Genomic DNA, 13,373 nt, shown 5'->3' with positions numbered 1-13,373 from the left:
ATTATTAATGTATTAGAAATTTATTTAAAAGGAGTGTTCCATGAGAAATATCAGTTGGATTTGGCAAGGAGCCGTTGCAGGAATAATTGCAGGCATTGTTTTTACTTTTTTTCTAGTGCATGCAGGAATGCTTACAACACTTGGCAATATCATCAATCTTCCTAATACAGAAGGCGGCTTATTAGTTCATGCGGTAGTAAGTATAGGAAGTGGGATTGCTTTTGCTCTAGTATTAGGATGGTTAATCAACTCCTGGACTTCTGCTGTAGTTCTTGGCGTACTTTTTGGTTTCGCTTTGTGGGTAGGTGGACCTATGACTATATTACCCGCATTATCATCAGGCGTTTCTTTATTTGCAAAATGGACTATTGAAGGTATAAAACAAAATGTACCGGCTTTAGTAGGTCATATTGTGTTTGGTGTTGTATTAGGTATTAGCTACTTTATGCTTAAACAAAAAACTAAATAAATCACGAAACTAGACAGCCGTAGAGCCTGAATTAAGGATAAACTAAAATGGGTAATGAATTACATCATATCGTAGTTGTAGGTGGTGGAGCTGGTGGAATAGAACTAGTTACTCGTTTGGGTAAACATTTAGGGAGGAAAGGACTAGCAAATATTACTCTTTTAGATAAACAAGATACCCACATATGGAAGCCATTATTGCATGAAGTAGCGGCCGGCTCCCTCGACTCAAATATGGATCAGCTCAATTTTTATTCTCACTCAGTATCCCATTATTATAACTATCAACCAGGAACGATGATAGGTCTGGATCGTAAAACGAAAGTCATTCGTATTGCTGCTCTAATGGATGAGGAACAAAACATTATAGTGCCAGAGCGAACTTTAAAATACGATACATTAGTGATTGCCGTAGGCAGTCAAAGCAATGATTTTAATACTCCTGGAGTTAAAGAATATTGCTTAAGCATTGATAGTATTGATCAAGCAAATCATTTTCAAAAGAAATATGTAGATAAATTATTATCACTGCAATATGCTCCTGGAGAAGCACATCAAGATTTTAATATTGTAATTATTGGAGGTGGAGCTACCGGAATCGAACTGGGATCAGAATTACTCCATACCCTTAATCAGACTGAAAAATATCAATTTAATCATAGAGTTAGAAAATTAGCAAAAATTACCGTTATTGAAGGCGCTCCTCGTATTTTACCAGTTCTTCCTGAATTACTTTCTACTTTAACTGCTAAAAAATTACACGAATTAGGGATTGAAATTTTAACAAATGAAATTGTAAGTCACATTGATAATGAAGGAATTCACACTAAAAGTGGGAAAATTTTACCTGCGAGTATATGTGTATGGGCTGCAGGCGTTAAAGCCCCTGAGTTTTTAGCTACTCTTGATGGTTTAGCCGTGGATAATTTAAATCGTATAGTGATTAATTCAAAACTACAAACCATGAATGATGAATCTATTTTTGCAATTGGGGATTGTGCCCAAGTAATAGATGTTGCTACAGGAAAGCCTGTGCCTCCACGTGCACAAGCAGCTCACCAGCAAGCTTACCTCTTAGCAAAATCATTGAAGAATAAACTTAATAATAAGGAACTTCTTGATTTTAAATATGAAGATCGAGGTTCTTTAATTGCATTAAGTTGTTATGGTGCCTATGGAGATATTTCAGGTATCGGCAAAGCGCGTTACTTTCTAGGAGGCAAAGTGGCTCAACTTGCTTATCGTTCATTATATCTTATGCATTTATCAGTATTGTATGGAATATGGTGTTCATTTTTACTCCGAATAGCCAATAAAATGCTAAGTCGTACCCGGCCCAAACTGAAATTACACATTAGCAAACACTAAAAAATTATAACAGGTCAGCCTCGATCAGAGAACGGTCATGTTTGGTAGGCAACGGACCTTAACTCAGTAGCATTAACCTATGCGCCGCTCGCTTTTCTGAAATATTTTTCGTTCAACCTGCCCGTTCTGGCCAAGATTCACCATCCCTCGTGAACTCTTACCGTCTGTTTTATTTTGAAGATGAAAAACTTGGAAGAAAAAGAGTCAGTCGATAAGCCGGGTTCTGTCATGGACAATCATTCATCTGGGACGTGTGTCACCACACGCCTCAAGCGACCTACCCGAATCCCGTGTGGGCCACACGTCATAGCTTTACAGCTAAATGGATTCCTATTTGGTCTTGCTCCGAGTGGGGTTTTCCCTGCCACAACTGTTACCAGTTGTGCGGTGCGCTCTTACCGCACCATTTCACCCTTACCTCAAAAAAGGCGGTATATTTTCTGTGGCACTTTCCGTAGATTTGCATCTCCCAGGCGTTACCTGGCACTCTGCCCTTTGGAGCCCGGACTTTCCTCTCTTTGCAACAGCAAAGAGCGATTGCCTGACCAACTCTGTTATCAATAGTAGCAGAGTGCCTATCGAAAGACTACTATTTGGAGATAATTAATCGAAAAATGACATTAAAAATTTTAGGTTAAATAATTAGAAATCACGAGTTCCAATAAATTCATCGTCAAAATAACGCTTCAACTTAGTACGCAAAGTTCCACGGCTTACACCAAGAACACGAGCAGCTTTTGATTGGTTGTAGCGAGTTAATTCCATAACAGTACGAAATAACGGCGCTTCTACCTCTTCAACAATTAATTGATATAAATTCAAATTAGAATCTTTATTATTAATGCTCGTCAAATACCCCTTAACAGCACGAATTACTTGATGTGAAAGTGCTTCGCTGCTTTGCACCATTGTTTCTGTGCTCATTTAAGTCTCCTAGTACAAATTAACAAGTAAAATTATGCCCAGCACATACACTCACTGAACACCATGGTCTATATAGTACCAAACATCTCAAAGAGTGTAAATATTGTTTTAATGATATTCATTTATTAAGGAAATATTAAGTTAAAAAATTCTATCACTTTACCTGTTAAATGGACAGATGAATTTTTTAATTAATGTGAGATCGACATAAAAATGTAATTTTTTATGTCGATCTTTCGTGCACAAAGTTGCTTTTAGATCTTGATGAAATATTCAGACGTAAACAAACTTTAGGGAGGTTACTATGTCTTCACATGCTTATTTTAAAGCAGGTGAAATAGCTTGTAATAAAGATTTAAATACTTTAGGAGTTCCTGCAACAATATCTCCATATTTAATAAAATCGTCTCCGCCCTGTAAATCACTAATTAAGCCCCCAGCTTCTCTAATTAATAGTGATCCTGCAGCAATATCCCAAGGACGTAAACCGAACTCCCAAAAACCGTCCAATCGTCCACTAGCTACATAAGCTAAATCAAGAGCAGCAGATCCCGTTCTTCGTACACCTGCGCACTTACCAAATAGTGCTTCAAATGTAGGTAAATATCTTTGCGCCACATTAACGTCTCGAGATGGAAATCCAGTTCCTAATAATGCAGCCATAAGTTGAGTTTGTTTCGAAACACGAATTCTTCTATCATTTAGTCGAGCACCCCGTCCACGACTCGCAGCAAAACATTCATGTCGTAATGGATCATAAATAACTCCATGCTCTATTCTTCCTTTAATTTTTACCGCGATAGAAACAGAGAAAAAAGGAAATCCGTGCAAGTAATTAGATGTTCCATCTAAAGGATCAATAATCCAAATTGTTTCTCCATCCCCTTCTTGCACCCCACTTTCCTCAGCTAGAATTCCATGCTCAGGATAGGCTTTATAAATTGTATTAATAATAGTCTGTTCGGCTTTGATATCTACTTCGCTAAAATATTCATGGTTATTTTTAGCGGTAATTTTAAGGCGATCCACTTGCTCCATATGACGAATTATTATATCACCGGCTTGCCGCGCTGCATTAACTGCTATATTTAAAAGTGGTTCCATGAATATACTCTATGTAATCTACAAAGCTAGCGATTCTATCATACTTTTTTTGCACAAAGAGAGTTAAATGTTATGATCGCCTGATCTAAATGCATTAATTACTATTTTTTATGAATCTAAATTCTATTCGTATCATTTTAGTTGCAACTTCTCATCCAGGTAATATAGGTTCAACAGCTCGGGCAATGAAGACTATGGGATTAAATGCTCTTTATTTGGTTAAACCCAAATCCTTTCCTGATCTTCGTGCACAAGAAATGGCAGCTGGAGCTGATGATCTTTTAGCAAGTGCGGTTGTTACTGAATCTTTAGATGAGGCTTTGATTGGGTGCCAACTCATTTTAGGTTCGAGTGCAAGACCTAGAGGGCTATCTTTGCCCGGTTTAACTCCCGCATCTTGTGCGGATTTAGTGAATCAGCAAACAGAGACGACTCAAATTGCTATTATATTTGGACGAGAACATGCGGGCCTTACTAATGAAGAACTGCTAAAATGTCATTATCATATAAATATTCCAAGCAATCCTGAATACAGTTCGCTAAACTTAGCCCAAGCGGTACAAATCATTGCTTATGAATTACGGATGAAATTGTTAGCGCCCAAAGCAGAAGTAGCATTACGACAAGACGAATACGCAACTGCAGAGGATATCGAACAATTTTATGAGCATCTCAAAGAGGTTTTTATTGAGATTCGATTTTTAAAAGCGTCCAATCCTCGACGTTTAATGCAACGTGTACGACGGTTATTTAATCGTGTGAGCTTAGAGAAAATGGAAGTGAATCTTTTAAGAGGAATGTTAAGTCAAGTACAAAAATCACTTAAATGGGCAAGCAAAAGAGACAGTAATGAATACGATCATTAAAAAGCCAATTTATTTTGACTACATGGCAACAACGCCTGTTGACCCCCGTGTTGTAGAGCGGATGCTCTGTTATTTAGGGCCCGATGGAAATTTTGGTAATCCTTCATCGAGTACGCATGAATATGGTCGGCTTGCAGCTCGTGCGGTAGAACATGCCCGCACACAAATTGCAGAGGCAATTAATGCTTCACCTCAAGACATCGTGTTTACATCGGGAGCAACTGAAGCAAATAATTTAGCAATAATTGGTGCCGCTCATTTTTATCAAAACAAAGGAAAACACCTAATTACTATGAGTACAGAGCATAAAGCAGTACTCGATAGTTTTAACCGCTTAGAAAAGGATGGGTTTGAAGTAACTTATCTTCAGCCAGAACCTAATGGTTTACTAGATCTTGAAAAATTAGCTAAAACATTAAGATCCGATACTATTTTAGTATCCATTATGCATGTAAATAATGAAATTGGGGTGATCCAAGATATTGCAGCTATAGGTGCTTTATTACGCCACAAAGGAATTATTTTTCATGTTGATGCAGCACAAAGTGCAGGAAAAATTCCGATTAACCTAACTCAGTTATCTGTAGATTTAATGGCATTTTCAGCACACAAAAATTATGGACCTAAAGGTATTGGTGCATTGTATGTCAGACATAAACCTAGAATTCGTCTCCAACCACAAAGCTTCGGTGGGGGACATGAAGGAGGTCTGCGCTCAGGGACTTTAGCAACCCACCAAATAGTAGGAATGGGAGAAGCATTTGCATTAACGGAGCTTTTGCGTGCAGAAGAGCAAGCACGTATTTTAAGTTATAGTAAACGCTTATGGAATGGCATAAAACATTTACCCGGTATTCAGCTCAATGGTGATGAGCAAAAGCGAATCGCTGGAAATTTGAATATGAGTTTTGCGGGATTGGATGGTGATTCTTTGCTTTTAGCATTGAATGAATTAGCACTGTCTACTACCTCAGCATGCAGCTCTGCAAGTATCCAACCCTCTTATGTTCTTAAAGCCTTGGGATTAAGCAATGATCTAGCACAAAGTACGATAAGATTATCCATTGGACGTTTTACTAAAGAAGAAGAAATTGAACATGCAATGAATACGATTTGTACTCAAGTCACTCGATTACACGAAATATCACCATCATGATGTATAATAAAATAGTACAAGACTGCTTTTTTTGGCCAAAACATGTAGGAGTCATTGATATCAATCATGCTCTTGCTGGGGTAGTAAAAAACAGTCAAAAAAATCAGGGAACTATTGAGTTTTACATGCAATGCGACTCAGAAGGTATCATTATACGCGCTTGCTTTAAAACCAATGGTAATCCCTACGTAATTGCTAGCTTAGAATGGTTATGCAGACAATTAGAGGGAAAAGCTGTAGATGATGTGCCGCAGATTGATTATCAGCTCATCATTAAAAGCTTGGATATTCCTATTGCTCAATATCCTATAGCATTAAGGATTGTAGATATTTATAAAGAAGTTATGCTTTTAATGAATAAGAAGGTAACTTCTCAATAATCAGGCAAATTGCATTCTAAGTCCCGCGGCTCGTCCGCAGTATCCAGAGATCGAGGCACAGAACGAAATTTCTAGATTCTGCGAACAAACCGCAAAACCTAGGCTGCTGTTTGTTGCCTGGACTTATTGGGGAAGCTACATAATAAGAACAGAATTTGAGAGGTAGTATCATGAGCGTCACTATGCATCATACAGAAAATAAAACACCTGAAATCAGTTTTACTGATGCAGCTTTAAAACATGTAGTGTCTTATTTACAAAAAAAACCGGGGCACGCAGGCATCCGTCTATCAGTAAAAAAAACGGGATGTTCGGGTTTATCCTACGTAATAGATTATGTGTTAGCCCCATTGGAAGGAGATTTAATGCTACCTTTAACTGAAGAATACGTTGTTTGCGTTGATAAAGCCAGTTACCCATTTCTTAAAAAAATGGAAGTTGATTATGTAAAGCAAGGATTAAATCATAAATTTGTATTTAATAATCCCAACCAAACAGGGCAATGTGGTTGTGGAGAAAGCTTTACTGTCGATTAATAAGCATTCATGGAGTATATGCCCTTCTTGAAGTTATAAATCCCTACTGAACGCACCATTAAGTTTTATTTAGAACTGGATAGTATAGTAAAAGCCCTTATAAATTTTCATAGAAAATTTATAAGGGCTAACCTTACTTAAATCCTTGCCTTGCACCAAAACTTAAAGGCAACTCATCTGCCATAGCAGTTCCAATATTTTTAGTGACACGATCAAGGAAGTTTTGTTTATGAGTGTAATCAATAACATCGGGAATTTTAATGATGTCGCGGGCCAACTGTCCGCTACTCGCATATCCATCAATTAAGCCCATAGTTAACGCTTGCTCACCGGTCCAAAAAAGTCCTGAAAAAGTTTCATCATCAATATGTAAACGATTTCCCCTTCCCTCTTTCACCCGATCAATAAATTGCTGGTGCACTATATCAAGCATGATTTGTAGCTTTTGCTTTTCAAGGTCAGTTTGTGGAGAAAAGGGGTCTAAAAATCCTTTATGGACACCAGACGTTTGTAATCGGCGTGAAACTCCGATTTTGTTCATCAAATCAATGACACCAAATCCATTATATAAAACACCAATGGAGCCTACCATACTTGCAGGACTTGCATAAATAGTATCTGTAGCGACAGCTACATAATAAGAAGCAGAAGCACAGGCATCGACACAAACTGAATAAATTTTTATATCGGGGTATTTTTTTTGATAAAATTTTATCGTATTGTACATATACTCAGCCTGAACAGGACTTCCACCCGGACTATTAATACGAACAATTAATGCTTTTAACCCTGAATTTTTATAAGCAGCATCAAGACCTTTTGCAAAATCATCTGCATTAGCAGGTTTTGCATCAGCCATTTCACCATTAATGTCAACAATCCCAACATGAGGTTTAGTATTGGTACCTGATTCTTCATTGGAGCTCATAGAAAATTGATAAACAACATAAGCGATAATTAATAAATAAATAACACGCATAAACCATTTCCATCTGCGCTTTCTTTTCGCCTCTTTCATATAATCAATGATGATTTGATTCAGCAAAGCTTGTGAATCCTGACTCGAATTAGAAGAAATATCATTTGCCATATTAAAGTCACTTGAAATTATTTAATTAAGCCTCATTTTACGGTAGATGAAAGAAAATTAACACCCATTAAATAAGGTGAATCGTTATGAGAATGGATAAACTGACATCAAAGTTTCAAATAGCTTTAGCAGATGCACAGTCTCTAGCTTTAGGAAGAGATAATGGTTTTATAGAGCCCGAACATTTAATGAAGGCACTTTTGGATCAAGAAGGAGGCAGCTGTAGACCCTTGCTCAGTAAAGCAGGAGTGAATATCCCATTATTAAGAACCCTTCTCGATCAGGCACTGGATAAACTTCCTAAAGTCGCCGGTATAGGGGGTGATATTCATATTTCCAATGCATTAAATCGCCTATTAAATCTCACTGATAAATTAGCCCAACAAAAAAAGGATAACTTTATTTCCAGTGAGCTTTTTATTTTAGCTGCACTAAGTGAAGAAGGAGTTCTTTCACGAATACTCAAACAAACTGGTGGTGAAGTCAAAGCTATAGAAAAGGCAATTAATGAGTTAAGAGGAGGAGAAACAGTTAATGATCCTAATGCCGAAGAACAACGACAAGCGCTTGAAAAATATACTCTAGATTTAACAGCACGTGCAGAACAAGGTAAACTAGATCCAGTCATAGGACGCGATGACGAGATCCGTAGAACCATCCAAGTCTTACAAAGACGCACTAAAAACAACCCTGTTTTAATTGGTGAACCAGGAGTTGGCAAAACTGCCATTGTTGAAGGATTAGCACAACGCATTATTAATGGCGAAGTTCCTGAGGGTCTAAAAAATAAACGATTACTCGCTTTAGATATGGGCGCACTAATTGCCGGAGCAAAATATCGTGGTGAGTTTGAAGAGCGACTTAAAGCAGTACTTAATGATTTAGCAAAACAAGAAGGCCAAATTATCCTCTTTATAGATGAACTCCATACCATGGTTGGCGCCGGAAAAGCAGAGGGCGCAATGGATGCAGGAAATATGCTTAAACCTGCTTTAGCTCGTGGTGAGTTGCATTGTATAGGCGCAACTACATTGGACGAGTACCGACAATACATTGAAAAAGATGCTGCTCTGGAGAGGCGCTTTCAAAAAGTTTTAGTGGATGAACCAAGTGTCGAAGACACCATAGCCATTCTTCGTGGATTAAAAGAACGCTACGAAGTTCATCATGGCGTTGACATTACCGATCCAGCAATTGTAGCGGCAGCAACTTTATCACATCGATATATTACAGACAGGCAATTACCTGATAAAGCGATTGATTTAATCGATGAAGCAGGAAGCTTGATTCGCATGGAAATCGATTCAAAACCTGAAAGTATGGATAAATTAGAGCGACGTTTAATTCAGTTGAAAATTGAACGGGAAGCACTCAAAAAAGAACATGATGAAGCCTCAAAAAAACGACTTGAAGATTTACAACATACTATCGACGAATTAGAGCACAATTATTCTGATTTAGAAGAAGTGTGGAAAGCTGAAAAAGCAACCATGCAAGGAGCAACTCAAATTAAAGAAGCTCTTGAACAAGCAAAACTTGAAATGGAAACTGCACGTCGTGCTGGTGATTTAAGTCGAATGTCTGAATTACAATACGGACGCATTCCAGAACTTGAAAAACGCTTAGCACAAGTGGCTACTGCGGAATCACATGAAAACAAATTAGTTCGCAATAAAGTAACTGAAGATGAAGTTGCAGAAGTTGTTTCTAGGTGGACAGGTATTCCTGTGGCTAAAATGATGGAAGGTGAAAAAGAAAAATTACTGAAAATGGAGGAAGTACTTCATCATCGCCTCATAGGACAAAATGAAGCCATAGAGGCAGTGTCTAACGCCATACGTCGTTCACGTGCGGGCTTATCTGATCCTAATCGACCTATTGGATCTTTTCTGTTCCTTGGACCTACCGGGGTCGGCAAAACAGAACTGTGTAAAGCTCTGGCAACGTTCCTTTTTGATACAGAAGAAGCAATGGTACGTATCGACATGTCTGAGTTTATGGAAAAACATTCTGTTGCACGCTTAATTGGCGCACCTCCAGGTTATGTGGGTTATGAAGAGGGCGGTTACTTAACAGAAGCCGTACGTCGCAGACCTTATTCCGTTATCTTACTGGATGAAGTAGAAAAAGCACACTCTGATGTGTTTAATATTCTCCTTCAAGTCATGGACGATGGCCGATTAACTGACGGCCAGGGACGTACTGTAGATTTTCGCAACACTATTATTGTCATGACGTCCAATCTTGGCTCGAATCTAATTCAAGAAATGGGTAATAAATTCAAATACGAGCAAATCAAAGAAGCTGTCATGGAAATGGTTCGCCAACATTTTCGTCCTGAATTTATTAACCGAATTGATGATACAGTTGTCTTCCATGCTTTGGTTAAAGAGCAAATAGCAAAAATTGCTGCCATACAAATTAGCTATTTACAAAAACGCCTCAAACAACAAGACATTCATCTTGTAGTGACTCAAGAGGCACTAACGCATTTAGCTGAAGCAGGATTTGATCCAGTATATGGTGCTAGACCTTTAAAGCGAACCATCCAGCAACAATTGGAAAATCCTCTGGCACAAGCACTCTTAACCGGAAGATTTAAATCAGGTGAAACAATTGATGTAACTTATCAAGATGGAGAGATGAAGTTTACAAGTCACGAATAGATCATTCAAATTAAATGAATTGGTAGCCTGGGTGCAGCATCTGAATCTTCTACACATCTTGTCTATCGCAAATAAAACATGATCATATTTCTTTTGCAGAAGGGACGGTATTGAGAACATCGTCACCCTCTGCGTAAGCAAGGAGTCTCGTAAGCGTATGACTGCAAGATGAAGTTTAGAGCAAAGATTTGTTACTTTTAGACCTTCCGCTTTTGCGGAAGGAGACGGTATTGAGAAGTCCCTCCCCCTCTGCGCAAGCAGCTGTCTCTTGATGAGATAGGATCAAGAGACAGCTGCCGCATAGCGGAACCCGGGGTTCGCTATGCGGCACCCAGGCGACCATGAATCCCCAATATGAAAGATCCTCCCATGATCTGTGAATCCCCAAGGTCATGGGAAAAGCTAGAAACCTCTTCACTTTAAAAGTTAAATTGAGGAGGCTGCTCTAGAGTCTCTTCCACTTGAACTTCTCTTTTTGCCTCGAGCGCCTTCTTGAAGTCCCGAGTTTTTTCCGATACATCGGATTCTTTAACTTTTGCTGCTATTCCCGTTCCAATGCTAGCCGCTGCCAGTGCCCCAGCTACAGCCATACCCACAATAAACCCAATACCTGTAGGAGCAAGAGCAAATGCTGCTATTGTCGCAATAACAGCAAATAGTCCACATGCTGCAGAAACTGCCTGCAACTTCTCAGATTTTGCTCCAACAAGCTCGTCTGAAAGATAGGCAAGTGCGCAAAGAGATTTTGATTTAGTTCTAGGGTCTCCATTAGGATCCGCAGCAATTCTCGCATTTCCTACTAAACTATTCAATTTTTGACAATCTTGTAGTGTTATAGGTGAGTTCAATGCATCACTAATGGTGCTACACAGTGCATCTCTTGTTTGTTTTATTCCGGGATTTATGTCCATCTCGGCTAAAGATTGATTGCCGTCGCGAATTTTTAGCTTATAAAGATCAATTAAATAAGACTCTATTGCAGTTCTCTTTTCAAGATCATGCTCATTGCGCAATTCCAATAATTTTTCTTTTATTATGGTATTAATAGTTGTTTTAAATCCTTTAAGAAAAGATTCTATCTGCTGACGTTCTTCCTCACTTAATTTTTCTTTAAGCTGATTGATTTTCTTCTCTATTATTTGTTCAATTATATTATCTTTATTTTCATTCCCATCAAGGATTTGAACTACTGCTTGGCTACTTATTTTGCTCTTAGAAAGTACTTCAGCAATCTCTTTATTTCCCATTTTCGAAAGATTGTGATCAATAAATTCGTTCACTCTTTTAGAAGGTAAGCGCTTTTCAGAGTAGGATTGCGATATAAGTTTTGTAAAATCGAACTCACTAGCAACCTTCATTGCTGTCCCTTGCTCCGCCGCGGAACTCATCGAAGCTTCCCGAACTGCTACATAAAGAGGTTTCCAATCAGCTACTTCTTTTGGAATACTACCTTCGCCTGGTATTGATGCTATTAACGTTGGGCTTCCATAATTATAGACTTTATCTCTTCTTGTTACTGGAATAGGCAAACAGTGGTGCTTTTTTAACTCATCAAAAATTTCCATGTTTTTTGATGTACTATGTCCTTTAATCTCATCAGGCGCCGGAAAAACGTCATCGAATTTAGAGGCCTCTAATCCCTTTATGTTTCTATTAAAGTCAACGAAGTCCCAGTCTCCATTAGCATCACGGCGATATAGTTTAAATTTTTCCTCCTCACCTGGGATTTTAATTAGGATAGGAATATTGTGTTTTTTGGCTTCTGATATTGCCTTGTTTGTTTCTTCACTTTCAAGATTTGTTGTTGTGTGTGTTAAAAAATTAAGAAGATTCTCATTGGCTTGTTCTTGAGTTAATTGGGGTCCGGAATATCCTCTTAAGTTTAAGATTACATTCTTAGGAATTAATTCGGGATGTTCTTTAAAAAAAAGTTCCATACTTTCGACGATATCTTTACGATCATCGTAAAAATTAAATTCAATGATATCATCAGGATTTTCCATGGCAGCATAATGCATTTGGGCCAAAGCCAAAGAGACCTTACTTTCATCATCTATTAACTCTAAAAATCCATCCTCATTAAATTTAGTTGAACTTATTTCCTCTTTATAACTCCCATTCTCATTTAAATATTCCTTCTCCTTGAATTTTCCAAGCGTTTCTCCTGCCACAACTACATCACTCTCTAAATCCGGCAGTAGAAAAGGATTAAATGTTGCTTTTTCTCCCAATTCTTTAGCAATAGCCTCCATTCTCGGGTAAACGGAGCCAGGAGGATAGTCCGTGCCCGTTCCATTATTAAGATCTATATAAGGTGTTTGGCGATTAGAGCCAATGAAAAGAACTGTTTTATCTTCTGTTTTCAAAGAATCTAGAAATTCACGATTTGCCTCTAGGTACGCTTTATTGGATTCTTCAAGTGTTCGTTCTGTAATCCAGTTTCTACCAAGATTAAAGCTTGAGGCCTCGTTGCTATAACATCCATCAAAATCCAGAGAGTGATAAACTACTTTATTCCTATCCAAGAGCAGTGCGCCTCCAACTATGGGTCCCCACGATTGGTTTTTTCTAATTGCATCCCTCATATTGTTAAGCTGCTTTTCATAGGCCTCCTTGGTAGGATTCTCTATAAAAGCTTTTGTATCATTAAGGTATGTAGTTATTCTTTGCAAATCCTCTGTACTCAAATCAACATTATCTTTAAGCTTTTTAACAGCGCTTAAAAGGTTTCCAACTCTTGAATCAACTAAACTAATTCTTTCTAAATCCTTATAAGCCTTGTTGAAATTGACTCGAGCTTCTAAATTCTCATCCA

Annotated in this window: 11 protein-coding genes and 1 other RNA gene; 7 read left to right on the top strand and 5 right to left on the bottom strand. The window is 38.1% G+C overall.

Features of this window, described 5'->3' with window-relative positions; all coding sequences use genetic code 11:
- Positions 1-40: 40 nt before the first annotated feature.
- Positions 41-469, top strand: coding sequence for a hypothetical protein (locus Lgra_RS12210; protein ID WP_058499546.1), 429 nt, complete (start codon positions 41-43; stop codon positions 467-469).
- Positions 470-516: 47 nt separating this feature from the next.
- Complete coding sequence (locus Lgra_RS12205) at positions 517-1,836, top strand: NAD(P)/FAD-dependent oxidoreductase (RefSeq protein ID WP_058499545.1); 1,320 nt, start codon at positions 517-519, stop codon at positions 1,834-1,836.
- 196 nt (positions 1,837-2,032) lie between these two features.
- Here the strand turns inward: Lgra_RS12205 and rnpB are convergent.
- The 3 genes from rnpB to Lgra_RS12195 all read right to left on the bottom strand — a co-directional run bounded on the left by rnpB (position 2,033) and on the right by Lgra_RS12195 (position 3,864).
- Positions 2,033-2,389, bottom strand: an RNA gene (gene rnpB / locus Lgra_RS12590) — RNase P RNA component class A.
- An 89-nt stretch (positions 2,390-2,478) separates the two neighbouring features.
- Complete coding sequence (locus Lgra_RS12200; protein WP_058466000.1) at positions 2,479-2,760, bottom strand: helix-turn-helix domain-containing protein; 282 nt, start codon at positions 2,758-2,760, stop codon at positions 2,479-2,481.
- A 318-nt stretch (positions 2,761-3,078) separates the two neighbouring features.
- Entirely contained in the window at positions 3,079-3,864 is a 786-nt protein-coding gene (locus tag Lgra_RS12195) for an inositol monophosphatase family protein (protein WP_058499544.1), read from the bottom strand.
- A gap of 110 nt (positions 3,865-3,974) precedes the next feature.
- On the opposite strand from Lgra_RS12195, the gene trmJ reads away from it, so the two are divergent.
- The 4 genes from trmJ to Lgra_RS12175 all read left to right on the top strand — a co-directional run bounded on the left by trmJ (position 3,975) and on the right by Lgra_RS12175 (position 6,802).
- Positions 3,975-4,730, top strand: coding sequence for a tRNA (cytosine(32)/uridine(32)-2'-O)-methyltransferase TrmJ (trmJ, locus tag Lgra_RS12190; protein ID WP_058499543.1), 756 nt, complete (start codon positions 3,975-3,977; stop codon positions 4,728-4,730).
- Positions 4,714-5,886 carry an IscS subfamily cysteine desulfurase gene (locus Lgra_RS12185; RefSeq protein WP_058499542.1) on the top strand — a complete coding sequence of 391 codons (1,173 nt, stop codon included), beginning with the start codon at positions 4,714-4,716 and terminating at the stop codon, positions 5,884-5,886. Before trmJ ends, Lgra_RS12185 begins: the two co-directional genes overlap by 17 nt.
- Positions 5,883-6,266: an iron-sulfur cluster assembly scaffold protein gene (locus Lgra_RS12180; protein ID WP_115385440.1), complete on the top strand. Its 384-nt coding sequence runs from the start codon at positions 5,883-5,885 to the stop codon at positions 6,264-6,266. Before Lgra_RS12185 ends, Lgra_RS12180 begins: the two co-directional genes overlap by 4 nt.
- A 170-nt stretch (positions 6,267-6,436) precedes the next feature.
- Entirely contained in the window at positions 6,437-6,802 is a 366-nt protein-coding gene (locus tag Lgra_RS12175) for a HesB/IscA family protein (RefSeq protein ID WP_058499540.1), read from the top strand.
- Positions 6,803-6,935: 133 nt separating this feature from the next.
- Here the strand turns inward: Lgra_RS12175 and Lgra_RS12170 are convergent, their stop codons facing one another.
- Entirely contained in the window at positions 6,936-7,892 is a 957-nt protein-coding gene (locus Lgra_RS12170; protein ID WP_058499539.1) for a S49 family peptidase, read from the bottom strand.
- Positions 7,893-7,978: 86 nt separating this feature from the next.
- Here Lgra_RS12170 and clpB point away from each other — a divergent pair, with 86 nt between their 5' ends.
- Positions 7,979-10,558 carry an ATP-dependent chaperone ClpB gene (clpB, locus tag Lgra_RS12165; RefSeq protein ID WP_058499538.1) on the top strand — a complete coding sequence of 860 codons (2,580 nt, stop codon included), beginning with the start codon at positions 7,979-7,981 and terminating at the stop codon, positions 10,556-10,558.
- Between the two features lie 419 nt (positions 10,559-10,977).
- Here the strand turns inward: clpB and Lgra_RS12160 are convergent.
- Positions 10,978-13,373, bottom strand: a 2,396-nt coding sequence (locus Lgra_RS12160) for a hypothetical protein (RefSeq protein WP_193786666.1), incomplete at its 5' end; no start/stop codon positions are given.

The sequence above is a fragment of the Legionella gratiana genome, assembly GCF_001467695.1.
Taxonomy (GTDB): Bacteria; Pseudomonadota; Gammaproteobacteria; order Legionellales; family Legionellaceae; genus Legionella; species Legionella gratiana.
Note: the sequence above shows the minus strand (reverse complement) of the source record. Positions and strands in the feature narration are given on the sequence as shown.